Source organism: Polynucleobacter necessarius (assembly GCF_900095195.1).
GTDB classification, from domain to species: Bacteria; Pseudomonadota; Gammaproteobacteria; order Burkholderiales; family Burkholderiaceae; genus Polynucleobacter; species Polynucleobacter necessarius_G.
The window spans coordinates 1,231,193-1,255,326 of the sequence record NZ_LT606950.1 but is presented as its reverse complement, the minus strand read 5'-3'; the positions used below and the strand labels follow the sequence as shown (position 1 = coordinate 1,255,326).

At 46.8% G+C, this 24,134-nt stretch carries 16 protein-coding genes and 3 pseudogenes; 4 read left to right on the top strand and 15 right to left on the bottom strand.

Annotated elements, in window-relative coordinates:
- Positions 1-27: 27 nt before the first annotated feature.
- From yajC to queA, 3 genes are all read right to left on the bottom strand, one after another.
- Positions 28-354 carry a preprotein translocase subunit YajC gene (yajC, locus tag BQ1619_RS06990; protein ID WP_114663053.1) on the bottom strand — a complete coding sequence of 109 codons (327 nt, stop codon included), beginning with the start codon at positions 352-354 and terminating at the stop codon, positions 28-30.
- Between the two features lie 133 nt (positions 355-487).
- The gene (gene tgt, locus BQ1619_RS06985; protein WP_114663577.1) at positions 488-1,645 is read right to left on the bottom strand and encodes a tRNA guanosine(34) transglycosylase Tgt; all 1,158 of its coding nucleotides are present in this window, start codon (positions 1,643-1,645) and stop codon (positions 488-490) included.
- Between the two features lie 5 nt (positions 1,646-1,650).
- Entirely contained in the window at positions 1,651-2,688 is a 1,038-nt protein-coding gene (queA, locus tag BQ1619_RS06980) for a tRNA preQ1(34) S-adenosylmethionine ribosyltransferase-isomerase QueA (RefSeq protein ID WP_114663052.1), read from the bottom strand.
- Positions 2,689-2,718: 30 nt separating this feature from the next.
- Between queA and recG the strand changes: the two genes are divergently transcribed.
- Complete coding sequence (gene recG / locus BQ1619_RS06975; RefSeq protein WP_114663051.1) at positions 2,719-4,785, top strand: ATP-dependent DNA helicase RecG; 2,067 nt, start codon at positions 2,719-2,721, stop codon at positions 4,783-4,785.
- 7 nt (positions 4,786-4,792) lie between these two features.
- Positions 4,793-5,656 carry a 4-hydroxybenzoate octaprenyltransferase gene (gene ubiA, locus BQ1619_RS06970; protein WP_114663050.1) on the top strand — a complete coding sequence of 288 codons (864 nt, stop codon included), beginning with the start codon at positions 4,793-4,795 and terminating at the stop codon, positions 5,654-5,656.
- Between the two features lie 25 nt (positions 5,657-5,681).
- Here ubiA and proC read toward each other — a convergent pair whose 3' ends face one another.
- Genes proC through BQ1619_RS06945 form a run of 6 tightly spaced genes read right to left on the bottom strand, consistent with a single transcriptional unit; the run spans position 5,682 to position 10,422 of the window.
- Positions 5,682-6,551, bottom strand: a complete 870-nt coding sequence (gene proC / locus BQ1619_RS06965) for a pyrroline-5-carboxylate reductase (protein ID WP_114663049.1) — start codon at positions 6,549-6,551, stop codon at positions 5,682-5,684.
- On the bottom strand, positions 6,548-7,273 hold the full coding sequence (locus BQ1619_RS06960; protein ID WP_114663047.1) for a YggS family pyridoxal phosphate-dependent enzyme: 726 nt from the start codon (positions 7,271-7,273) through the stop codon (positions 6,548-6,550). The genes proC and BQ1619_RS06960 overlap by 4 nt, the downstream gene beginning before the upstream one ends.
- Entirely contained in the window at positions 7,273-7,437 is a 165-nt protein-coding gene (locus BQ1619_RS10055; protein ID WP_231968583.1) for a hypothetical protein, read from the bottom strand. Before BQ1619_RS10055 ends, BQ1619_RS06960 begins: the two co-directional genes overlap by 1 nt.
- Positions 7,434-7,985, bottom strand: coding sequence for a heterodisulfide reductase-related iron-sulfur binding cluster (locus tag BQ1619_RS10050; RefSeq protein WP_231968582.1), 552 nt, complete (start codon positions 7,983-7,985; stop codon positions 7,434-7,436). Before BQ1619_RS10050 ends, BQ1619_RS10055 begins: the two co-directional genes overlap by 4 nt.
- A gap of 26 nt (positions 7,986-8,011) precedes the next feature.
- Positions 8,012-8,929, bottom strand: a complete 918-nt coding sequence (gene glcE / locus BQ1619_RS06950) for a glycolate oxidase subunit GlcE (RefSeq protein WP_231968581.1) — start codon at positions 8,927-8,929, stop codon at positions 8,012-8,014.
- Positions 8,929-10,422 carry an FAD-linked oxidase C-terminal domain-containing protein gene (locus BQ1619_RS06945; protein WP_114663576.1) on the bottom strand — a complete coding sequence of 498 codons (1,494 nt, stop codon included), beginning with the start codon at positions 10,420-10,422 and terminating at the stop codon, positions 8,929-8,931. Before BQ1619_RS06945 ends, glcE begins: the two co-directional genes overlap by 1 nt.
- Before the next feature lie 42 nt (positions 10,423-10,464).
- Here BQ1619_RS06945 and BQ1619_RS06940 point away from each other — a divergent pair.
- A pseudogene (locus BQ1619_RS06940) lies at positions 10,465-11,024 on the top strand (cob(I)yrinic acid a,c-diamide adenosyltransferase); the annotation flags it as partial.
- 36 nt (positions 11,025-11,060) lie between these two features.
- Here BQ1619_RS06940 and BQ1619_RS06935 read toward each other — a convergent pair.
- The 4 genes and pseudogenes from BQ1619_RS06935 to BQ1619_RS06920 form a co-directional block, all read right to left on the bottom strand.
- A complete protein-coding gene (locus BQ1619_RS06935) occupies positions 11,061-12,185 on the bottom strand; it encodes a 3-deoxy-7-phosphoheptulonate synthase (protein ID WP_114663045.1) in 1,125 nt (374 codons plus the stop codon).
- 30 nt (positions 12,186-12,215) lie between these two features.
- Positions 12,216-13,704 (bottom strand): annotated as a pseudogene (tldD, locus tag BQ1619_RS06930) (metalloprotease TldD).
- Between the two features lie 5 nt (positions 13,705-13,709).
- A pseudogene (locus tag BQ1619_RS06925) lies at positions 13,710-14,524 on the bottom strand (carbon-nitrogen hydrolase family protein).
- 6 nt (positions 14,525-14,530) lie between these two features.
- Positions 14,531-18,643, bottom strand: coding sequence for a YhdP family protein (locus BQ1619_RS06920; protein ID WP_114663043.1), 4,113 nt, complete (start codon positions 18,641-18,643; stop codon positions 14,531-14,533).
- On the opposite strand from BQ1619_RS06920, the gene glnE reads away from it, so the two are divergent.
- Positions 18,642-21,524 carry a bifunctional [glutamate--ammonia ligase]-adenylyl-L-tyrosine phosphorylase/[glutamate--ammonia-ligase] adenylyltransferase gene (glnE, locus tag BQ1619_RS06915; protein WP_231968580.1) on the top strand — a complete coding sequence of 961 codons (2,883 nt, stop codon included), beginning with the start codon at positions 18,642-18,644 and terminating at the stop codon, positions 21,522-21,524. The genes BQ1619_RS06920 and glnE overlap by 2 nt on opposite strands.
- Before the next feature lie 8 nt (positions 21,525-21,532).
- On the opposite strand, the gene recN is transcribed toward glnE, so the two are convergent.
- Positions 21,533-23,200, bottom strand: a complete 1,668-nt coding sequence (recN, locus tag BQ1619_RS06910; protein ID WP_114663041.1) for a DNA repair protein RecN — start codon at positions 23,198-23,200, stop codon at positions 21,533-21,535.
- Positions 23,201-23,226: 26 nt separating this feature from the next.
- On the bottom strand, positions 23,227-24,132 hold the full coding sequence (locus BQ1619_RS06905) for an NAD kinase (protein ID WP_114663039.1): 906 nt from the start codon (positions 24,130-24,132) through the stop codon (positions 23,227-23,229).
- Positions 24,133-24,134 lie beyond the last annotated feature (2 nt).

The following is a 24,134-nucleotide window of genomic DNA, read 5'->3' as shown; positions in this document are numbered from 1 at the left end:
TTTAAACAAGCGTATTAACAAGACCTATTAGACTGACTTCAAGGTGCCCTTAGGCAATACGGTAGTAATCGCACCTTTTTGCAGTTGCACTTGAGTATTTGCTGCAATTTCAACAGTAACCACATCATCTTTAATGGCAGTGACTTTGCCAAAGAGACCGCCCACGGTGAGGACTTCATCACCAACTGCTAATGCTGCAAGCATTGCTTTCGTTTCTTTTTGGCGCTTCATTTGTGGGCGGATTATGATGAAGTACAGCACTGCAAACATCAAAATCAACGGGAGGAAGCTCATTAAGCCACCCGCATCTGCGCCCGCGGCTGGAGCCTGAGCAAAAGCATTGCTAATCCACATAGAAAACCTCCATTAATGACAAATAGAAACCACATTTTTTGGGGGGCTTGAATAAATCAGCCGTAAACCCGCAATTCTAAACGGTATGGGGCTTTAGAGGTGATTTCCGGGGGTTATTGCCTCTCTGGGGCTATTAATCCTGACCGGGCTCAACGCCGCGCTGGCGATTGGCATGAAATTCCTCGCGATAGGCGCTAAGACGATCCTTGCTGAGCGCCTCCCGCACCTCGGTCATGAGTTGGAGGTAATACGAGAGATTGTGGATGGTATTTAATTGTGATCCCAAGATTTCATTTGCTTTTTGTAAGTGATTTAAATAGGACCGAGTGAAGTTTTGGCAGGTGTAACAGGTGCAGGTTGGATCCAGCGGGCGATCATCGTCCTTATAGCCAGAATTGCGCAATTTCAGATCGCCAAAGCGGGTAAAAAGCCATCCATTGCGCGCATTACGGGTAGGCATGACGCAATCGAACATATCAATCCCCAAGCTAACACCCAGAATCAAATCTTCTGAAGTGCCCACACCCATCAGATAGTGGGGCATATGCGCTGGTAATTTTGGCGCCGTGAAATTGAGAATTCGTTCAAACTCCGGTTTCGGTTCGCCAACGGATAGCCCCCCAATGGCAATACCATCAAAGCCTTGTTGACTGACTGCCTCTAAAGAAAATTCGCGCAGGCTCTCAAACATGCCACCTTGCACAATGCCAAAGAGGCCATTGCCAGTATTCAGCTCCCTAAAGCGTTTCAGGGAGCGATCACCCCAACGCAAAGACATTTCTAATGAAGCGCGAGCGGTTTTTTCGGAGGTAGGCTGGCCTTTAGTTTCGTAGGGGGTGCACTCATCAAATTGCATAGCAATATCGCTGTTTAAAACCGCCTGGATTTCCATGGATACCTCTGGGGACATAAATAGTTTGTCACCATTGATCGGCGAAGCAAATGTCACGCCTTCTTCCGAGATCTTGCGTAACGCCCCTAAACTAAATACCTGAAAGCCGCCAGAGTCAGTAAGAATGGGTTTATCCCAGCCCATAAAGCGGTGCAGACCACCATGTTTTTTGATGACATCCAAGCCTGGTCGTAACCAAAGATGAAACGTGTTGCCCAGAATGATTTGTGCTTTTGCTTCATGAAGATCGCGTGGCGTCATCGCCTTTACGGTCCCATAAGTGCCTACAGGCATAAAGATTGGGGTTTGCACACTACCGTGAGGAAGATCTAATTGACCCAAGCGTGCGGGGCTCTGGGAGTCGCGCGCCAAAATGGAAAAGTGAACAGGTTTATTCATAGCAATCAACTCTCAAGTCGGCAAAGAAACATGGCGTCCCCGTAACTGAAGAAGCGATATTTCTGTTCGATAGCATGTTGATAAGCGGCACGAATATTTTCCATGCCTGCAAATGCGCTGACCAACATTAATAAAGTGGATTTTGGCAGATGAAAGTTCGTTAGTAGGCAATCCACCGTTTTAAATGAATATCCAGGAGTGATAAAGAGATTCGTCTCGCCACTACTTTGACCAGTTAATGCTTGGCTTTCCAGGGCTCGTAAGCTGGTGGTGCCTACGGCAATAATTCTCCCGCCTTGATTTTTGGTCTCCGAGATCGTCTGAAGGGTTCTCTCAGGAATGGAAAACCATTCAGAGTGCATCCGATGTTTTGATAAGTCTTCTTCGCGAACGGGGCTGAAAGTGCCAGCCCCGACATGCAAGGTTACGGTAGCTTGCTTCACTCCATGGTCGCTAAGTTGCTTTAGCATGGATTCATCAAAGTGCAACCCTGCAGTCGGCGCAGCAACAGCACCGGGATTTTGGGCAACAACCGTTTGATAGCGTTTGGCATCCTCGCTGTCAGGCTGATGCTCAATGTATGGGGGAAGTGGTAATTCACCAAAGCGATCAAGCAATGCAAACACATTTTCAGGAAAACGAACCTCATAAAAACGACCGTCACAGCCAATCATTTCAACTGGAAAGGTCTCGCCAGCAGCATTGTGGATATGAACAATAGCATCTGTTTTAGGGACTTTGGATGCCCGAATTTGTACCCAAGCCTGTTTATCTCCAATAATACGTTCAATCAAGATTTCAACGTTTCCGCCAGTTTCTTTTTTGCCATGCAACCGGGCTAGAATAACCTTGGTGTCATTAAAGACTAAAAGGTCTCCAGGATGAATCAGGTTAATAATCTCTTTAAACTGGAGGTCTGTTAACTTGGCACGATCAACACCATTTAGCTTGACCTCTAGGAGGCGACTATCGGTTCTATTGGCCAATGGATGTTGGGCAATGAGTTCGGCAGGAAGGTCGTAATTGAAGTCAGAAAGTCGCATAGCATTACCATCAGGTATTAGATTTTAACGATGACTACGAAGCAAGCGCCAAATACTCTCCAAAAGATGGGATTAAACAGCCCCATGGCTCTTGCTTTGCACCTACCGTCGCGCTATGAGGATGGGACCGAGTTGGCGACGATCGAAGAATGCCTAGTGCAAGGACGATTTCATTCCATTCAGACTCAAGGGGTGGTGATTCGTAATCAGGCGCTCTTTCGACCAAGACGGCAGATGCTCGTCACGATTGAGGATGACACTGCAATCTTGCAATTACGCTTTCTGAATTTTTATCCTAGTCAACAAAAGCAGATGGCAATCGGGGCACATCTTCGCGTACGAGGAGATGTGCGTGAAGGTTTTCAAGGTCCCGAGATGGTTCACCCTGCTGTCAAAGCAGTTGCTCCCGATGCGCCCTTGCCAAAAAGTTTGACACCGGTCTATCCAGCTAGCGCTGGAGTGTCGCAGGCAGCCATTCGGAAAGCGGTGACGCAAGCCTTACGCGAATCCAGTTTGCAGGATAGTTTGGCGGAATTCTTGCCAAAGAAGTTGATGGCTGAATTATTGCCAAGTAATGACTGGCCAACTCTCCAATCAGCAATTACGTATCTTCACCAACCTCCAGCTGACGCAGATACCCAAGCCCTATTGGATCGAACGCACGCCGCATGGCGTCGGGTACAGTTTGAAGAGCTTCTGGCTCAGCAAATCTCCCTAAAGCGAGCCCACGCAATTCGGAGAGAGCGACACGCTCCAAGCTTTAGTGACGGTAAGAGGCTTAATAGCCTAGAAGATCGCTTGTTGAAGGTATTGCCATTTGAACTAACAAACTCTCAAACAAAAGTCTGGGGTGAAATTGCTTCGGACCTGTCAAAGGCTTTTCCGATGAATCGTCTATTGCAAGGAGATGTGGGGAGCGGGAAGACGGTAATTGCCGCATTGGCAGCGGCTCGTGTGATGGAGCACGAATTTCAAGCTGCCATTATGGCCCCCACAGAAATATTAGCCGAGCAACACTATTTAAAGATGATGGAGTGGTTTGAGCCCTTGGGCATACAAGTGGTCTGGTTATCCGGGAGCCTGAAAGCAAAAGAAAAACGCTTAGCGCAAGAGCAAATTGAAACTGGCGTTGCTCAGCTAATTATTGGAACGCATGCCCTGATTCAGGAAACTGTCCGCTTTGCTATGTTAGGCTTGGCGGTGATTGATGAACAGCATCGTTTTGGTGTTCGTCAGCGCTTAGAAATCCAGCAGCGCGTCGGCTCTGAGCTGTTCTATTGTCACCAACTCATGATGTCTGCTACTCCCATACCTCGGACATTGGCTATGACGTATTACGCTGACTTGGATGTATCGGTTATCGACGAATTGCCTCCAGGCCGTAAGCCGATTACAACTAAGGTTGTAAAAGATGGTCGTCGCGACGAAGTGATTCAAGGATTGCAAAGTTGGCTATCCAAAGGGTTACAAGCATATTGGGTTTGTCCATTAATTGAAGGGTCCGAGGCTTTGCAGTTACAAACTGCCGTTGAGAGCTTTGAACAGCTAACGCAGGCTTTACCAGAATTTAAAGTTGGCCTCGTGCATGGACGACTTAAGGCAGAAGAGAAGGCTGCTGTGATGGCCGCGTTTAAAACCAATGAGATCCAACTTTTAGTGGCTACGACCGTGATTGAAGTTGGGGTTGATGTTCCGAATGCTGCTTTAATGGTGATTGAGCATGCCGAACGTTTTAGTTACGCACAGATTCATCAATTGAGAGGGCGTGTTGGGCGTGGAACGACAGATTCAGTTTGCATTTTGATGTACTCAGAACCTTTATCCATTGCCGCTAAAGAGCGTTTACAAACGTTGCGCGAGACCTCGGATGGATTTGTGATTGCGGAGCGTGATTTATCCTTGCGTGGACCGGGTGAGCTCTTGGGGGCAAAACAATCGGGCGATGCCATGTTGCGATTTGTGGATTTACAGCGCGATGCTTGGCTAATTGAATTGGCTCAGCGGGCTGCAGATCGCTTATTGGCAGAACATGCAGATATTGTGGGGCGACGCTTAGAGCGTTGGTTGGGTTCTCGCGCAGAGTTTCTAAAGGCATAATTTACGAATGTCCTTTAGTGATCGTCTTCGCGCCTATGCTTATTTAATTCGCTTAGATAAGCCTATCGGCACTCTGCTCTTGCTATGGCCAACGCTATGGGCTCTGTGGCTAGCTAGCAGTGGTATTCCAGACCCCCAAATTTTGTTAATTTTTGTAGTGGGCACATTCTTAATGCGTAGCGCGGGCTGCGCCATGAATGATTATGCGGATCGTGATTTTGATCGCTATGTACAGAGAACCCAAGGGCGCTCAGTCACAAGCGGAAAAATCTCTGGTAAGGAGGCGATTAGCGTCGCAGTCATACTAGCTTTGATGGCTTTTTTGCTCACTCAACCCTTGAATCTTTATACAAAGCAGCTCTCAGTGTTGGCGCTGATAGTAGCCTTTATTTACCCATTCACAAAACGCTTTTTTGCGATGCCTCAAGCGGTACTTGGAATTGCATTTGGCTTCGGTATTCCGATGGCTTATGCGGCTATATTGAACTTTATCCCCTTAGAAGCTTGGATTCTATTTATTGGCAATCTATTTTGGGCGATAGCCTATGACACGGCGTATGCAATGGTCGATCGCGAGGACGATCTACGTCTGGGTTTGCGAACATCAGCAATTACTTTTGGAAAATATGATGTGATCGCTATTGGTACGAGTTACGCCATTCTGTTCATTACTCAGTTGTGGGTAGCTCAACTTGCCGACTTAAGTAATTATTTTTTGGTAGGCTGGGTGATGGCACTGGGGTGCGCTATTTACCACATGAAACTTGTTGCTACTCGAAAGCGGGAAGAGTGTTTCCTAGCATTTCGTCATAACAATTGGCTGGGCGGATTTTTATTTTTTGGGATTGTATTGGGCCTTAGCCTGAATTAATTTTCCGATTGGCGCCAAAACCATATTAGTTTTTGCCCAACTCGTCACCCATGGTTTTACCCCGTTGACTGGCGGCGTCAATCGCCTTTTCCAGAATTTCATGCCAGCCATGTTGCTGCATCATGTCCAGTGCAGCAGCCGTTGTGCCTCCTTTGGAGGTAACGCGTTCACACAGGACGCCGGCATGCTCATCGGAGTTATGGGCGAGTTGCGTGGCTCCTTCGAGTGTTGCGTAGGCAAGTTTGCGAGCAGTTTTTGCATCAAGACCAAGCTTTTCACCAGCGGATTGCATTGCTTTGATAAAGGCAAACACATACGCTGGGCCGCTACCAGATACAGCAGTAACAGCATCCATTAATTTTTCATCAGATACCCAAACGGTTTGACCGACGGCATTGCAAATCGTTTCAGCAAGAGTGCGATCCGATGTATCCACTGCGGCATCGGCAAATAGGCCAGTAATCCCTTTTCCAATAAGTGCGGGAGTATTTGGCATTGCGCGCACGCAGCGGGTGTGATCAAGCCAGCGGCTCATGTCCTTGAGTCGAATGCTTGCAGCAATACTCAGGATGAGTGGCCCAGGTGCGGTTGCATGTTTAAGTTTGGAGGCTAATCCTTTGGCAACAACATTAAAGTCCTGCGGCTTAATTGCCATTACGACAACATTATTTTTTGAGAAATCAAAAGCAATTTGCTCAAGTGCGCCAATTCCTTGAACGCCAAAATCCTTATAAAGCTTTAAAGCAGTTGTGGCATTCGCTTCCACTACCGAAATTTGGTTTGGCTCAAAGCCATTATTTAAAAGGCCACTGATTAAGGCGCGCCCCATATTCCCCCCACCTACAAAAGTAATGTGGGCATTGCTTTTGTTCTGCATATTTTGTTGTGAGCTCATTTGGTAATCTTGTCGCGCTTCCCAAAAATGGCAGTTCCTACTCTAACCATTGTGCTGCCTTCTGTGATCGCAGCCTCTAGATCATCTGACATACCCATGGAAAGGGTATCAAAAAATAGGTAGCCAGGGTTCATGGCACGGTTAGACTGGATCTTCTGAAAACAGTCCCGAACCGCCGCAAAAGCATCCCGTTGAACTTGGGGATTAGGGCTTGGGGCTGGAATAGCCATTAATCCTCGTAAAACCACATTGGGTAGTTTACTAATGGCATCGCAAAGTTCTTGCGCTTCACTGAGTGGCACACCGCTTTTGCTTTCTTCTTCGCTGACATTGACCTGAACGCACAGTTGTAACTCCGCTAACTCTGGAAATTCTGCGCGTTGTGCTGAGAGACGTTCGGCAATCTTGAGACGATCAATGCTGTGCATCCAGTCAAAATGCTCGGCAACCTCTCGGGTCTTATTGCTTTGTAGTGGCCCAATAAAATGCCAAACTAACCAGGGCCGCAGTTTTTCGAGTTGGATAATCTTCTCGACGCCTTCCTGTACATAGTTTTCACCAAAAGCCGACTGTCCGGCGTGCATTGCCTCCTCTACAGCGGATGCTGGAAACGTTTTACTGACGGCAAGCAGTTCAATTTCTTCGGGCTCACGTTTTGCTGCCAGGGCTGCCAGCTCTATGCGATTTCTGACCTGAATGAGATTGACGACAATTGAGTTCATTAAGTATTGTTGGGCTTTTGAATGAGTTGATCGACGATTTCAATCCAGTGCAATACTGGATTCTCGTCTTGTTGCAGATGGGTAATGCACCCAATATTTCCCGAAACAATAACTTCTGCTCCAGATTCTTTGCAGGCTGTATTTAAGTTGGTCAGCTTGTTCATACGAAGCTGCGCTCGGAGAGCTCAGGTTGAGTAACGGAGTATGTGCCAGCTGAGCCACAGCAAAGATGGTTATCGTTACAGAGTCGTACGCTAATGCCTAAGCTTATCAAGAGACCTTCAACTTTGCCCAGAATTTGTTGGCTATGCTGCAGGGTGCAAGGCGGGTGGCAAACCACTCCAGGTTTCTGATCTGCACCAATGAGATCTACTAGTTTGCTTTGCAACGTTGGCAAAATTTCTGCAATATCTTTGGTTAATTCAGAAATTTTTTTTGCTTTATGGGCATAAATTGGGTCATTTGCTAATAAGTGACCGTAGTCCTTCACCATGACCCCGCAGCTAGAAGCTGTCATCACAATAACTCCAACCCCTTGTTCAACTAGTGGCCACCAAGCATCAATATTTTGTTTGGCATTGCTTAAACCCCCATCTTGGTCATTGAGGTGATAACGCAATGCACCGCAACAGGTGGCGTTGGGAGCGCTGATGAGTTGAATCTTAAGAGCATCCAACACACGCGCAGTAACGGAATTGATATTTGGCAGCATGCCAGGTTGAACGCATCCTTCCAAAATCAGCATCTTGCGAGTATGTTGCGCTTGAGGTCGAGCGTATGGATCGGTTGATTGCGATAACGCTTTACTCTGTGACCGGAATCTTGCGCTGAATGCTGCTTGGCAGCAGAGGGCGCACAAAACGTCCCAATGCCATCGCTGAATTGAATGATGCTGGATTTGTTAAGCCTTCCTTCAAGGGAAATTTCGTGTGCATTAACCAGCGAGCTCATCAATGGAATCGCAGCCTTTACTGCAGCTGCTGCGCCAGAAAGACGAAAGGTGAGCTCACCATCTTTGTGGTCATCCCCAATCCAGCAGCTTGCGGATAGTGGCAGAGGTTGACCAGCCCAAGTGTTCAGAATTTCCAAAGCTTTTGCCTGAGAAATTTGACAACGTAGTGTTGAAGTCGCGGCAGGCTTGGGCAATACCTTGACGGATGCTTCTAGGAGAAGGGATAAGGTTCCCATCGATCCTGGTATCAAACGCGATACATCATAGCCGGCAACGTTCTTCATTACTTTGCCGCCAAAGGAAAGGTCCTGTCCCTTGCCATCCAGAATACGAGTGCCTAAAACAAAGTCTCGAAAATTGCCAACACTAATTCGACCAGGACCCGCCAATCCTGAGGCAATGGCGCCGCCAAACGTAGCATGCTCACCAAAGTGAGGCGGTTCAAAAGCTAACACCTGATTTTTTTCTGCAAGAGCCGTTTCGATCTCTTTTAGCGGAGTGCCCGCACAAGCGGTGATCACCAACTCTTCAGGTTGGTATTCCAAAATACCAAGGTATGCGCGGGTATCTAGTTTTGTGAAGGAGTTGGGATTTCCATACCAAGATTTAGTGCCACCACCCTCAATAGAAAGGGGCACTTTATTCTTAGCGGCATTAAGAATCTGCTCACGAAATCCTTCAATAGTTGAACTGGTTGCGGCCATTAAAAACGCTCCAATTCAGGATGGGGTAACTTCCCGCCACTGATCCGCATGCGCCCATATTCTGCGCAACGGTTTAAGGTTGGGGTGGCCTTGTCAGGGTTAAGCAATTTCTCCGGATCAAATTCGGCTTTGACACCCCAAAAGGATTCCCGTTCACCCCCTCCAAATTGCACGCATATGGAGTTGATTTTTTCGATTCCAACGCCATGTTCGCCAGTGATGGCGCCGCCGAGTTCAACACAGGCTTCCAAAATTTCAGTGCCGAATTCTTCCGCGCGATGCCATTCTTCCTGATCGGCGCCATTAAATAAAATGAGCGGATGCATATTGCCATCCCCTGCATGAAATACATTCAAACATCCCAAACCGTATTTTTCTTCCATACCTTGAATACGCTTTAACAGAGTTGCAATGTGTCGGCGGGGAATCGTTCCATCCATGCAGTAGTAATCTGGCGCTAAGCGACCTGCAGCAGGGAAAGCGTTTTTGCGGCCGCTCCAAAATTTTAAGCGCTCAGTCTCATCTTTAGAAATCTGAATACCGCTTGCGCCAGATTGTTCGAGCACCTTGGTCATGCGTTCTATTTCTTCGGCAACCTCTTCTGGTGTGCCGTCCGATTCACAACCAGGCAACATGGCTGCAGCATCAAGGTCATACCCAGCGTGTACGAATTCTTCAACGGCGCGAGTGGCGGCTTTATCCATCATCTCCAGGCCCGCAGGAATAATGCCTGCGGCAATGATGGCGGCAACAGCATTTCCACCTTTTTCAATATCGTCAAAGTTGGCCATAATGACGCGGGCTAGTTTTGGCTTGGCAACTAATTTCACAGTAACTTCAGTAACCACTGCCAACATGCCTTCACTGCCCATCATGATGGCCATTAAATCTAAGCCTGGTGAGTCTGGCGCTAGACTGCCAAATTCGACAACATCGCCGTTCATAAGTACGCCACGTACTCGCAAAACGTTATGCAAGGTCAAGCCATACTTTAAACAGTGCACGCCACCAGAGTTTTCATTAACATTTCCGCCAATCGAGCACGCAATTTGAGAAGAAGGATCTGGGGCGTAATACAAACCGAGGTGAGCGACTGCTTCAGAAATAGCTAGATTGCGAACACCTGGTTGCACAACGGCTGTTCTCGTAAAGGGAACAATACTGATAATTTTTTTGAGTTTGGCGAGTGATAGCACTAGACCTTGAGAAATTGGCATGGCACCACCCGATAAGCCCGTTCTGGATCCGCGTGGGACAACCGGTATTTGCATCTCAAAACAAACTCTCAAAATCTTGGCGACTTGTTCTTCTGTCTCTGGAAGGGCAACCGCTAGAGGCATCCGACGATATGCCGCAAGACCATCACATTCATACGGAATCGTGTCCTCCGGCTCCCAGAGTAAGGCATGCCCTGGAAGGATCGGGCGCAAAGCCGATACCAGTTTGGACTGAAGGGCGCCAATTGCTGCAATATCGGGGGGTGTGGTCACCATATTCATGACATTCATTTTAGCCATTTACCTATAATTAAGCTCATGGGTAATCGACTATCAAAAATCACCACCAGAACAGGTGATGCTGGCATGACTAGCCTTGGAGACGGAAGTCGCGTTGAAAAGGATCATTTGCGTATTTGTGCAATGGGCGATATTGATGAGCTCAATTCAGAAATCGGTGTTTTGATGACCGAAGCCATCCCAGAATCGATTGCCGAGGAGCTCAAAGTTCTCTTTTTACAGATTCAGCACGATTTATTTGATTTAGGTGGCGAACTCTGTATTCCAAATTACAAATTGCTCAATCCAAAACACGTTGCGCAGTTGGATGTCTGGCTTGAAAAGCACAACCAACAACTCCCGCCATTAACAGAATTTATTCTGCCGGGCGGTACGCGTGCTGCTGCTCAAGCATATTTTGTAGAACGGTTTGTCGAAGGGCAGAGCGCTCAATTGTGCGTTTAGGTTGGGAGGAGCCCTTGTATGATTCCCCCAGGCAATACGTAAATCGCTTGTCTAACCTTCTTTTTGTGATCGCACGAATCTTGAATCGTGCTGCCGGCGGAACGGATGTCCTTTGGAAGCACGAAAAAAAGAGACTAAATAAATTAGTCTCTTTTTTGCTGAGCCCTACCTTACTTTTTCTTACTTCTGCGTTTTTTAACTGCGGCCGCAAGACGCTCGAGTACTTGCACTGAATCGTCCCAATTGATACAGGCATCGGTGATACTTTTTCCATACTCCAGTTTTCTGGGGTCATCTTTGCCTGGCGTAAATTTCTGAGCACCATCATTGAGATGGCTTTCAATCATGACGCCAAAAATCTGATTTGATCCAGACTCAATTTGTTGAGCAACATCATCTGCAACTACGATTTGACGCTCATGTTTTTTGCTGGAATTGGCGTGAGATAAATCAACCATCAAACTGCCATGAAGCTTGCCAGCCTCGAGCTTGGAGCAGGCTGCCTGAACAAATTTTGCTTCATAGTTCGGCTCTTTACCGCCACGCAAAATAACGTGGCAGTCTTTATTGCCTTTGGTTTCTACAACCGATACCTGACCGTTTTTATGAACGGATAAAAAGTGGTGTGGGCGACCCGCTGCCAAAATGGCGTCAGTTGCAATCTTAATATTGCCATCGGTACCATTTTTAAATCCGATCGGTGCAGAGAGACCAGAAGCTAATTCACGATGAACTTGACTTTCTGTCGTGCGAGCACCAATCGCGCCCCATGAGATGAGATCGGCAATGTATTGCGGAGAAATAACATCTAAGAATTCACTGCCTGCAGGCATACCAAGGCGATTGATCTCCATTAAGACTTGGCGAGCAAGTCGCAAACCTTCTTCGATGCGATAAGACTCATCAAGGTAGGGGTCATTAATTAAACCCTTCCAGCCAACGGTAGTGCGTGGTTTTTCAAAATAAACGCGCATCACGATTTCTAATTCACCGGAAAAACGCTCACGCTCACCCAAAAGCCGTTGGCAATACTTTAGTGCAGCTCTTGAATCATGAATTGAGCATGGCCCAATGATGACGAGCAGACGATCATCTTTGCCATGAATGATGTCGCGAGTCTTTTTGCGAGTTTTGCTGATGAGGGCTTCTGTTGGTGTTCCAGAAATAGGAAAAAAACGGATCAAGTGTTCTGGCGGTGGCAGAACTGAAATATTGTCAATGCGTTGATCGTCGGTATCCGATGTTTTATCAACAGCAGAGTACCAATTTGCGGGATTTGTATTTTGTTGGCTCATACGGCTATTTTAAGCCGTAATTTGCCAATATTAGGCGGCGCCCACGGTAAGGCTATCAATCTTCAGTGTTTGGCTGCCCAACCCCGACTGGCACACTTTGACCTTCCTTACCGCAAACACCAACGCCGCCATCCAATTTCAGGTCGTTACCGATCATCGATACCTGCTTTAAGGACTCTGGACCACTGCCGATAATAGTGGCGCCTTTGACGGGGTATTGGATTTTTTCGTTTTCTACCCAATATGCCTCTGATGCAGAGAAGACAAATTTACCGCTGGTGATATCGACCTGACCGCCACCAAAGTTGACTGCATATAAACCCCGCTTAATACTTGCTACTATTTCTTGGGGGTCGTCTTTGCCGGCAAGCATGTATGTGTTGGTCATGCGTAGCATTGGTAGAGAGGCAAAGCTTTCACGACGACCGTTCCCAGTAAGTGGCATTTTCATGAATCTGGCATTCAAGCTATCCTGAATGTAGCCTTTTAAGATCCCGTCCTCAATCAACGTGGTGCATTGCGTTGGAGTGCCTTCATCATCAATATTGAGGGAGCCTCTGCGTCCAGATAAGGTGCCATCATCGACTACTGTGACTCCTTTGGCAGCAACGCGTTCGCCAATGCGACCTGCAAATGCAGAAGATCCTTTGCTATTAAAGTCGCCTTCAAGTCCGTGGCCAACTGCTTCGTGCAAAAGAACGCCTGGCCAGCCGGACCCCATTACCACCGTCATCGGACCAGCGGGCGCAGGGCGCGACTCTAAATTAATGAGTGCACCCATCCACGGCTTCATCAACATAGCGATTAATCAGATCTACATCGAAGTAAAGATAGTCATGGCGTGCGCCACTACCCGATGAGCCCGATTCACGGCGCCCATTTTGTTCGGCGATGACGTGAACAGAAACTCGTACTAGCGGACGAATATCTGCCGCGAGTAAGCCATTGGCTCTGGCGACCAATACGACATCAAACTCACCAGCTAGACTTGCCATGACCTGAATAATGCGCGGATCGCGTGCCTTTGCACGACGCTCAATACCCTCAAGGAGGGCAATCTTTTCCTTGGGTTGTAAGGAGTCAAGTGGGTTAAGGTCGGAGTACAGCTTGTTGGAAGCCGGGCTAAATATTTTCTTTGCTACAGCGTGTTTACCGCCTTGAGGGCCGATTACTCGTGTAGCTTTAGCAGCCTTGCTTAGTGCTTCTAGGTTGATTTCATCAGAGTATGCAAACGCTGTTTATCCCTATAAATTGCTCGTACCCCAACGCCTTGATTAATGCTGAAGCTGCCAGATTTGACTATTCCCTCTTCAAGGCTCCAGCTCTCGCTACGCGTGTGTTGAAAATAAAGATCGGCATCACCAAGATGGTGAGTAAAAAGAGTTCCAAAAGTACGATGAAGATCTTGTTCAGATAAGCCAGTCGGCTCTAGGAGAATCGATTTGGCTACTTTGATGAGGTCTGCTTGTTTTTTGGCTTTTGCCCAATTCGCTGGAAATAATGCTTCGGGTGCAGTCATGTGATTCAGTAGAGCTTTCGGTGAGCAAGGGCTGGTAACTGAGAGCGTACCTCGTTTATTTTTTCTTTGCTTAAAACACCTGAAATAAAACCCTCTCCTTCAGGTAAATCTGCTACAGGGGTCAACTAGGAGGCTCTGCCCCCAAGTACGGCGTTGATTTTTGGGACCCCCCTTGGGCCGATGACAGGACATAGCATTGATTTTCAATGGCGCGGGCGCGCAATAGAATTTCCCAATGCGCCTTGCCGGTAGTGTAGGTAAAGGCTGCTGGAATAATGTGGCAATCGACGATACCCATGGCACGATAGAGTTCAGGGAGCCGGAGGTCATAGCAAAGGCTGAGACCAAAAGTCCATCCGCAGTTGTCATGGAAAATCTTGAGAACGCTTGGATGATTTCCTGCTTCTATCGTTTCCGATTCCTGATAGCGTTCGGTCTTGGTTTGAAAGCCAAACAAATGAATCTTGTCATAGCATCCGATCTGCTGACCATCAGGATTAAAAGCCAGTATGGAATTAAGTACTTTTCCAGGCTCTTGCATTTCCAGCGGAATAGTTCCTGCAATCAAGTAAATGGAATTATCTTTTGCAAAATTAGCTAATTGGTCTTGTATGGGGCCAATACCAAATGGCTCTCGAATATCGACCTTATCCGTGTCTTTCAGTCCCATTATGCAAAAGTACTCAGGAAGGGCAATAACTCTTGCGCCATCTTTAGCTGCCGCATCAATAAGCCTACCTGCTGTAGTTAAGTTTTCCTGTAGGTCTGAAGAGGAGACCATTTGTATCGACGCGATCTTTAGCGTTGCGGAATTGCTCATAAGAATCTAATTACCGGGATTTGAAGGTCGGCTAGAGTTGGCTGGGTTATCCAGGCTAGGCTTAGTTTGCTCTTTAAGCAACTCTTTTCTACGAATGGAATCCAGCGTTGATGAATCGACAGGTTGCCCTTTTTGATCCAGCGGGATAACTTCTGGATTCTCCCAAGATCCTTGGACTAGGTAATCCGATTGCAGGCTACGATTGATTTGGCTAGTCAGAAGGTATTGACCAACCAGGGCGCCTAAACCAACGATGGGATTAATCGCAAAAGCTGCGAGTGAACCTGCTGTGGCATCAATCGTTGGGAAAATAGTAATTCGTAAATCTTGAGTCTGCTTAGGAAAATTAATTTGACCACTCATGGCCACGCGCGCTTGATCAAGATTCATGTTGAATTGTTGGGTTTGCGCGACTCCATTAGCAATGTCAAAGTTGCCACTAATCGAGCTAAACGGGGTGCCCTTGGTCACGATATTTCCGAGGCTACCCTGTAGATCGAGTGTCGCAAAGCGGAATAGCCTTTGGAGGCTAAGAACATCCAAAAGTTTTGCACCACTAGAGTTCACTTCCAGTAAGCAGCCTTTTTCTAAATTAAGACTTGCTTTTCCAGAAAGAGTTTCAAATTGCGGTTTAAAAGGCGCTCCATCCCATTCTATGTCCGCAGTTACTTTTCCTTGGCCGCCCTCAACGGACTTTTGTGGAGTCCAGTGCGCAATGATTTGCCCAGCGTCTTTGATATCCATGCTGATACTCAGAGAGCTATGATCAGGCGTATTTTTTGTGCTGCCTCGCCACTGACCACTAATAGTATTGGTGCCCTGCGGATTGCTTGTTTGAATAGACTGAATTTTCAGTACGTTATCCAGCGTACTCGTTTTAATCTTGATTTGGCCTAATTGTGCTTTTGACCAAGCAAAATTATCAATCGTGATATCGAGGCTCGGTATAGATTCAGGGGTAAGTGATTTCTTTGGGGTATTTGCTTGCGTGCTAGGGTTTGGAATGGGGTCGGGCAAGACAAGTTTTGCAAGTCGCCCGCTAAAAAGCCCGCTAGGGTTTACTTTGCTAGCAGGTTGATATTGAAGCTGATCAGATATTAATGGTGCGCCTAGGCGTACATCCCATACATTTTTTTTGCGATTTGCAACAACATTCACATCTTGCCATGAGCGATCGAGGAAGATCATTTTTTTGGCTTGAACTGTTATTTGAGCATTGTTTGAATTCGTTTCAAAGGATTGAGGCTGAGCCGATTTTTTGACTTCTAAAAAATCTTGCCATGCATCTAAATTGAATTCATTAGTCGCTAAATTTAGATTAAAGCCTTGTGAAGGCAGGCTTGGTTGAGCCCCAATACCAATACTTTGCCGAATTTCATCATCTCGGCCGAGCGCTCCTTGCAAAGAGTACAGATCACCAAATTTTCCAGACCAGCTAGCGCGATTGGGATTGCTTTTATCGCTCGCAAAAGTTTTGATATTCAGCTCGCCAGATAACGGTGTGCCTACCATTTTTTTTACGGGAGCAGGAGCATTTAACCCACAGTTTCGTAAATCAAAGCGAATGCTAGAGTCGCTGCCCAGCTTATTGAAGCTGATCTTGCCATCGTATTGAATGGCGCCGCTCATCGCATTTAGGATTGGGGTTAAATCAGGGCGAGTAGAATTTGCGAAGTAGTCTTTTACAAAGTGAGTCTGCACCTCTCCTGTAACGTTGAATATTTCTCTGTTTTGTTGATCAGCACTGGAAATCTTGATCGTGCCCCCTAGAAAATTTGCAGAAACAGTATCAAACTCAGGATTCGTTTCGGTAATGCGAATATTGCCTTTTAGGTTCTCAAAAGGCGGGATGCCACTCCATTCCGCACGATTGCCGGGAAGGGTTAGTTTCAAATCCACATTGGTATCGGCCGAACCAGATAATGGAATTTTTAACCCAAGATTTAAATTGACTGGACCGCTGACTCTTAAGCTTTGTTCAATCTTGCTATGTCTTTTACCAGGAGGAGAGGCATAAAAATAGTCCAGCATTTGCGCCACCTCACCGTTTGCTTTACCAGTGACTGACAGCATTAGCTGTCTTGCGCTGACATCTTCAATTGCAGCATGAAAGTCGGCCAGAGCAATTTGTTTATAGTTTGCCTTGCTGATATCTACAGCAAAGTTTGCATTAGTCATCTCAATATTGCCATTGACATTACTGAAGGTTGACCATGTTCCTTGATTGACCGACAAGTTTGGAACGGGACTAAATGTTGCTCCAATGATGGGAAGTGTCAAACTGAATTCACCCTGTTGTTTATTGGAAAACGGTACCTGGTTGGGGTTACCCTTAATGTGAAGACGCCCATCGCGAATCACTCCCGTATCAAATGCCTTGCTTAAATAGAGCCGGACATCTTTCCCCATTCCTACTGGTAAATAGCGATACGCTGTTTTTAGGTTGGCCTTATCAAATTCCATATCTAGGGCCATAAAGTCTGCTTCTTTTGGGTTTCCTGAAATGTAATTCAGACTCAGTGTGGTTGAAATTTGTGGATTGCTCAGCGCCAACTTTTTAGTATTAATGTTCCAGTGACCACGTTGTTTGGACCAAGTAATTTGACCATTAGCACGGTCAAGCTGAATATTTGGATCCTCTAATAACTCGTAAACCTCGAGCCCAAGATCTTTGGAATTTAAGGAGAAACTTCCTTCTTTTTGGGTAGAAGTAACAAAGCCAGAAAGATTGGTAACCGATGGCATTGATTTATTAATACCCTTGAAGCTAAGGTTGTTGAGTTTTGCGCTAACGCTGAAATCCAATTTGTTAGACTTAAACCAACCCCCGGGGATATTGAGCGCAGATAATGGCGATTTGCTTTCGGACCAGTGGATGTCCAGGTCTTCGAGTTCGCCTTCTGCTGCCGATGCCTTGATCCACTGATGAACCTTTTTGGAAAGTGGCAAATTTAGAGCAAATAGTGCTACGTCCTCAACAGAAATTTTGGGTGAGGAAAAGCCAAATTCTTTAATTTCACCATCCTCACCTGGTGGGCGCCAACGGAAGGTCACCGGACTGAGCCTATCGAGTGGTGCTGATTTAGGGCTACCCATCTCACGCCACGCAAAAGATTTCGTAGAGACCGCAATCAAGCCATCGTTTGTCTCTTGTAAGAGATTGGCTTCTAGTCTTCCAAGAGCAATCGCATCTTCGTTTTTCGATAATTGCACGACGAGATCATCGACTGCGATAAAAAACTCACCGCCATCCGGTTTGGCATTATCAATTTTTATGGTGCCGTTGGAGCTTAACTTGCCCTCTAGGCTACTGAGATTAACTTTGAAGTCCTTAGCAATTTGATTTAAATCGAGATCATTGATTTCCCAAGAGAGGTTACCAATCCAGTCATGCCAATTGCCTGCTTGACCTCCCAGGTGATGTACAAAGTTAACATTGACTTCCGCTAGCCCCTTATTCCAGGGGGTGCTTACAGTAATTGATCCTTGGTGTCTACGAATACCATCTTTTAAGGTTAAACGTTGTACGCCAATATTTTGAGGCGTTTTCTTATTGAACTGGTCATCCCAAATGATGTTGACATTGCTAACATCAATAGCATCCTGTGAGAAAAGCCAGTTTTCAGCGGAGTAACTATTGCTATCGCTGTCAGTCGAAATGCCGGCGATGGCAATATCACCCTTTGAATTTCGTTGCGCATAGATTTCAGCATTTTCAAAATGAATCTCATGAAAATAAGGCGCAAGGTAATAAGAGGATTTCCAACTGAGCTCGCCATAAATTTTGGAGATTGACAGTAATGATTTGCTTTTGTCTGGACTGTTGAATCGTAGGCCATCCATTTCAAAGGAGGGTCTGATGCCCGTCCATGAAACTTTGAGATCGTCGATGGATACGTGGACGCCAACCCGAGCACCAATGAGTTTTTCAACAGAAGCCTTTGATTTTTCAATTTGCGGCCAAACAATAAACCGGACGCTGAGGTGCCCAATGAGCAGCAAGAGAATAGCTGTGATGCTAACTAGTATCAGAATACGCTTGTACCAGTCAGTGCCAAACCCTGTAGGGCGTTTGGAAAAAACGCTTTTTAGGCGAGGCGGGATGATTTTTTGCAGCATGGCCTCTATTATCCGTCAGCCTCAATGCAGGCGCCAAGCATCTGGATCCAAGGATTTAGTCGGTATTAAGATGGGGGGGATGGATGATTTGTCAAGGCAAATTGCTTTTTTAGAGCAGCACTCTGAATATGCCAGACGTTGGCTTCAAGCTCAGCCGCAATGGCGTGAGTGGTTGAGGACGTATGGATGCGAAAAAATTGACGCAAATGGAATCGAGCGACTTTTAAAAACAGTTGCGTTAGATGGTCTAAGTGGCGCCGATGAAGCGGAGTTTATGGCGCGGTTACGTCTTACGCGTCAGCGTTTAATGCTGTGGTTGGCCTTCCGGGATCTCAATGGCCTGGCGAGCCTAAATGAGGTCACTCAAGGCCTTAGCCACTTTGCTCAGTTTGCCGTCAATGATTGCATCGCATTTATTCGCAAGGATTTGCAGGAGCGCTTTGGGCTCCCTTGGAGTCAGACCACGAATTCTGAAATGCCGCTGATGGTTGTGGGTATGGGCAAGCTTGGTGGTTATGAGCTTAATTTATCGTCTGATATCGATCTGATTTTTTTGTATGAGCACGAGGGGGATACGCAAGGCGGTCCCAAGAGCCTTTCGAATCATGAGTGGTTTACCCGCATGGGTAAGCGCCTTATTAAGCTTTTATCTGAGCATGATGAAAACGGTTTTGTATTTCGTGTAGATATGCGTTTAAGACCAAATGGAGACTCGGGTCCCCTGGTCTGTAGCCTAGACATGCTCGAAGAATATTTGTTGGTGCAAGGCAGAGAGTGGGAGCGTTATGCGTGGATTAAGGGAAGATTGATTGCCTCGTCACCAGGGTCTGCAGATTATGAACATTGTGAGAAAGCGCTCGATCAGCTCATTCGTCCCTTTGTTTATCGTAGACATTTGGACTATGGTGTTATTGCCTCAATTCGTGATTTACACGCACAAATTCAGCGAGAGGCAGAAAAGCGTTCTGCTGCGTATCAAGGTCGTTCGCGGGATATCAAATTGGGGCGCGGCGGCATTCGTGAGATTGAGTTCTTGGCGCAAATGTTTCAATTAATGCGCGGCGGAACGGATCCTCGCTTTCGGGTTCGTCCAACTCTCGAAGTTCTTACCCTTGTTCAGCAACGCGGCATATTGCCCAAAGAAGATGTGGTTGCGTTGGAGGCGGCGTATGTATTTTTGCGGCGTCTAGAACATCGTATCCAAGTCTGGGATGATCAGCAAACGCATTACTTGTTCGACGACGACCTTGCACGTTCGCGTCTAGCGACGACGATGGGCTTTTCTGACGAAAATAGCTTTCTAGCTGAGCTCGAACATCATCAAAATAGTGTTGCACGCTTGTTTGAAAAAGCATTTTTACTAAATGATGAAACTAGGCTTGATCTTAGTCCACCAGATCAGAGTTGGGAGCCAGATGGTGCGGTATTCCCGCAATCTTTGCTGCGTTGGCAAGCTTGGCTTGCTAGCCCCAAAGAAAGACTTCTTCCAGAAAAGAGTCGCTCCATATTCAATAGCCTGATGCGAAGTGCAGCAGAAAGATTAGCAGCAAAACGGGGGGATAACCCAGGTTCAGATCAGACGTTATTACGTTTTTTTAATTTGCTCGAGGCTATCGCGAGACGTAGTGCGTATCTTTCGATATTGGCGGAATATCCTCAAGCTCTGATTAATGTTTTAGCCCTGTTAAAAGCGTCTCAATGGGGCGCACAATATCTGACGGCGCATCCTCATTTGCTCGATTATTTACTTAATTCGCATACAGAAAAGGTGCTAATTGAAAGGCCTGAAGAGTATTGGCGGGAAGTAAAAGCAAATGTAAATCTGCGGTTAGATGATGTCATGGCTGATGGGGGTGGTTCTGAGCAAGCTATGGACATTTTGCGTGTTACGCATCACACGGAAACATTTATTACTTTGCTGACCGATCTAGGGATTGGAGTAGATCAGGCTTTATCGGTCGAAAAGGTGAGCGATCATTTATCCGCACTAGCGGATTTTATTTTGGAAACAACCATTGAGCGTGTCTGGCCAGCGGTTGTAAAAAAATTTGACCTACCACCCAAAATTGCCCCTAAATTTGCAGTCATTGCTTACGGCAAGTTAGGCGGTAAAGAGCTTGGCTATGCCTCAGATTTGGATTTGGTATTTTTATATCAAGCCAGAGAAAATGATTTCGATGCTCAGGAAATTTATGGCTTGTTGGCTAAAAGAATGATTAATTGGCTGACAGCGTTTACATCAACGGGCAGCTTGTTTGAAATCGATACGCGCTTACGCCCGAATGGCTCTGCAGGCTTCTTGGTTACCAATACTGATGCATTTAAAAAATATCAAATGCGCAAGGGTGACAATGCCGCTTGGGTATGGGAGCACCAGGCTTTAACGCGCGCACGATTTTCTGCGGGTAGTTTATCTGTGGGCAGTGAATTTGATGCGGTCCGATCAGAGGTTCTTAGCCAAAAACGCGATATCGAGCATTTGCGCGCAGAGATTCTTAATATGCGCCGCAAGGTGCATGAAGGTCATCCGAATACCAGCGGGGATTTTGATTTAAAACACGACGCGGGTGGCATGGTGGACATTGAGTTCATTGTTCAATTTTTGGTCCTGGCATATTCGCATCGATGTCCGCAATTGATTGGCAACCTCGGAAACATAGCTCTTTTGCGCATTGCAGGGGAGGTTGGTTTGATTCAACAAAGTGCTGCCATAGAAGTGGGGGATGCCTATCGTTTACTCCGAGCGCGTCAGCACCGCTTACGTCTAGATGGGGCAGAAAAAACGCGTATTGGTATGACGGTTGAGCCGGAGCTTATTGCCGCAAGAAAGTGTGTTCTCCATTTTTGGCAAGAAATCTTTAAAGCGCCTTCCAGCGTTTAAGTTCTTTATTACTGCTCTAGAAGCTCGCGAGCATGACGGCGGGTCGTGTCGGTAATGGTCGCTCCACCCAACATCCGGGCGATTTCTTCAACCCTTTCTGACCTTCCCAGGGGCTGAACCTGGGAGACTGTCTTATCGGCGTTCTGGGACTTGCTCACTTTGAGGTGATGATTTCCTTGGGCTGCCACTTGCGGAAGATGGGTGACACAAAGGATTTGGTGGGATTGGCCTAGTTGATGCAGTAGTTTGCCCACAGTCTCAGCAACAGCACCACCAATTCCTGCATCCACTTCATCAAATATTAGGGTTGGCGTAAAGGATGCTTTGCTTGTAATGACGCTGATCGCTAAGCCAATGCGCGCAAGCTCACCCCCAGATGCCACTTTTGCTAGTGAGCGCGGCGCGCTGCTTGCATGACCTGCTACTAAAAATTCAATTTGCTCTAAGCCGTGAGAGCCGCCCTCTTGTAAGGGTGCGAGTGCAATCTCAAGACGGCCACCTGCCATGGATAAGTTTTGCATGGCCTGCGTGACTTGATGTCCAAGGACAGTTGCGGCTTGGCTGCGCTTTTGGGAAAGTTGCTTTGCAAGCTGAAGATAAGCCGCCTGCTCTTGCTCTACCTGTTTGCGAAGCGCATCAATATTTTGGGATGCCGTTAGTGCCTCAAGTCGCTCATTGGTTTCGATTAGCAACTTCGGAAGAGCATCTGCTTCAGTACGATATTTTCTAGCGGCACCATGCAAGGCCTGCATACGCTCTTCTACCTGCTCCAGTCGAGCGGGGTCTAAATCCAGCTTCTGTAAATAGCGGTTAAGACCATGAACTGCCTCATCTAGTTGAATCTGTGCGCTTTCGAGCGCCTCACTAATGCTGCTAAGTGCAGGATCATGTTGGGTAAGGGCGCTGATATTGTTGCTGACTTTAGTCAGCGAGGACTCCAGCGAGTTGTCAGCATCACTCAAAACGTCAATGGCTTCCTGACACCCGCCAATCAGTTTGGCGCCATTTGCTAATCTGGCATGTTCATTTTGTATGGTTGCCCATTCATCCTCTTGCGGAGCAAGCTCAGTAAGCTCCTCAACTTGCCACTCTAAACGTTCGCGCTCGCACTCGATATCCTGACCAGCATTTTCTGCTTGTTCTAAGCGACGTCGCGAATCACTAAATGCCTTAAAAGCTTGGGCTACTTCACCTGCCAACGGTAGTAAGCTTGCATGACGACCTAAGAGTTCTCGTTGTGCGCCGCTTTTCAACAAAAGCTGGTGGGCATGCTGACCATGGATATCTACTAACTGATCGCCCGCTTCACGAAGTTGAGTTAGTGTGGCAAGGCCCCCATTGATAAATGCCCTACTGCGTCCGTTACTGTCAATAGTTCTTTTGAGTAAGAGACTTTGGCCATCCTCTTCCGCTTGAAAGCCTTGTTCTTCGAGCCATTGATTAAATAAAGGGATTAAATTGGATTCAATCTGAAAAAGAGCAGAAATTTCAGCGCGATTACTGCCCTCGCGAATTTGACTGCTGTCTGCGCGCTTCCCAAGAACGAGACTTAAAGCATCCAGCAGGATCGATTTACCAGCTCCAGTCTCCCCAGTCAGTACCGTAAAGCCACCAGCAAAGTCGAGCTCAAGTTGATCGACAATGACAAAGTCACGAAGGGAAAGGGTTTGAAGCATGTATTAGCGTAGCAAGAAACTCGACATCAAAATGTCGATGGGTATTCGTTCCAGTGTAATTTCTCACGCAAAGTTTTGTAGTCACTGTGGTTGCTTGGATGCAAGAGAGCAATCGTTTTATCAGATTGGCGCACTTGAATTCGGTCACCGCTTTGCAAATTGGTTTGGGATTGCATATCAAAATTAACAATCACATCAAGCCCATTGACCATTTCAATCTCGGTAAGGCTGTCTTGAGGCAGGACAATCGGACGATTGGATAAAGAGTGCGGGGCAATTGGCGCAAGCAAGATTCCCGCTACATGCGGATGCAGAATTGGTCCGCCGGCAGACAATGCATAAGCGGTAGAGCCGGTTGGCGTTGAGATGATCAGGCCATCTGATCGTTGGATATACATAAAGGAGCCATTCACATGAACAGCTAATTCCACCATTCCAGAAATGCCAGAGCGATTAACCACCACATCATTTAGGGCTAGTGCACGATTAATTTCTTGCTTGTCGCGTAGCACAACACCTTCAAGCAACGTCCTGGTGTCTGCTTCATATTCGCCAGCAATAATTTTGGGTAATGTATCTTTTACCGACTGAAAGGGAATATCGGTCATGTACCCGAGACGACCCATATTGATTCCGACTAGGGGAACATTGCTGCCTGCTAATTGGCGCGCGATCCCGAGCATAGTGCCGTCTCCGCCCAACACGACGACTAAATCAATTGCCCCAGCAAAATCTTGAGGGGTTTTTATTGGGTAGCCACTTAATCCCAGGTGGGTAGCTGTTTCAGATTCAATGAAGATCTCACATCCTAGGCCAGCCACTAGCTTGGCTAGGTCTTTTAAATGCTCTTCGATCCCATCGGCATGAAATTTACCGACAAGCGCAACCCGCTTAAAGGGCTTCTTGGAAGAATTTGGGGATAAGCTTAACATAT

What these genes read in the sequence shown, in the direction of transcription:
- yajC (WP_114663053.1), bottom strand. Translation starts at nt 354, where the DNA reads ATGTGGATTAGCAATGCTTTTGCTCAGGCTCCAGCCGCGGGCGCAGAT.
- tgt (WP_114663577.1), bottom strand. Translation starts at nt 1,645, where the DNA reads ATGAATAAACCTGTTCACTTTTCCATTTTGGCGCGCGACTCCCAGAGC.
- queA (WP_114663052.1), bottom strand. Translation starts at nt 2,688, where the DNA reads ATGCGACTTTCTGACTTCAATTACGACCTTCCTGCCGAACTCATTGCC.
- recG (WP_114663051.1), top strand. Translation starts at nt 2,719, where the DNA reads ATGACTACGAAGCAAGCGCCAAATACTCTCCAAAAGATGGGATTAAAC.
- ubiA (WP_114663050.1), top strand. Translation starts at nt 4,793, where the DNA reads ATGTCCTTTAGTGATCGTCTTCGCGCCTATGCTTATTTAATTCGCTTA.
- proC (WP_114663049.1), bottom strand. Translation starts at nt 6,551, where the DNA reads ATGAGCTCACAACAAAATATGCAGAACAAAAGCAATGCCCACATTACT.
- BQ1619_RS06960 (WP_114663047.1), bottom strand. Translation starts at nt 7,273, where the DNA reads ATGAACTCAATTGTCGTCAATCTCATTCAGGTCAGAAATCGCATAGAG.
- BQ1619_RS10055 (WP_231968583.1), bottom strand. Translation starts at nt 7,437, where the DNA reads ATGAACAAGCTGACCAACTTAAATACAGCCTGCAAAGAATCTGGAGCA.
- BQ1619_RS10050 (WP_231968582.1), bottom strand. Translation starts at nt 7,985, where the DNA reads ATGCTGCCAAATATCAATTCCGTTACTGCGCGTGTGTTGGATGCTCTT.
- glcE (WP_231968581.1), bottom strand. Translation starts at nt 8,929, where the DNA reads ATGGCCGCAACCAGTTCAACTATTGAAGGATTTCGTGAGCAGATTCTT.
- BQ1619_RS06945 (WP_114663576.1), bottom strand. Translation starts at nt 10,422, where the DNA reads ATGGTGACCACACCCCCCGATATTGCAGCAATTGGCGCCCTTCAGTCC.
- BQ1619_RS06935 (WP_114663045.1), bottom strand. Translation starts at nt 12,185, where the DNA reads ATGAGCCAACAAAATACAAATCCCGCAAATTGGTACTCTGCTGTTGAT.
- glnE (WP_231968580.1), top strand. Translation starts at nt 18,642, where the DNA reads ATGGCCTCTATTATCCGTCAGCCTCAATGCAGGCGCCAAGCATCTGGA.
- BQ1619_RS06920 (WP_114663043.1), bottom strand. Translation starts at nt 18,643, where the DNA reads ATGCTGCAAAAAATCATCCCGCCTCGCCTAAAAAGCGTTTTTTCCAAA.
- recN (WP_114663041.1), bottom strand. Translation starts at nt 23,200, where the DNA reads ATGCTTCAAACCCTTTCCCTTCGTGACTTTGTCATTGTCGATCAACTT.
- BQ1619_RS06905 (WP_114663039.1), bottom strand. Translation starts at nt 24,132, where the DNA reads ATGTTAAGCTTATCCCCAAATTCTTCCAAGAAGCCCTTTAAGCGGGTT.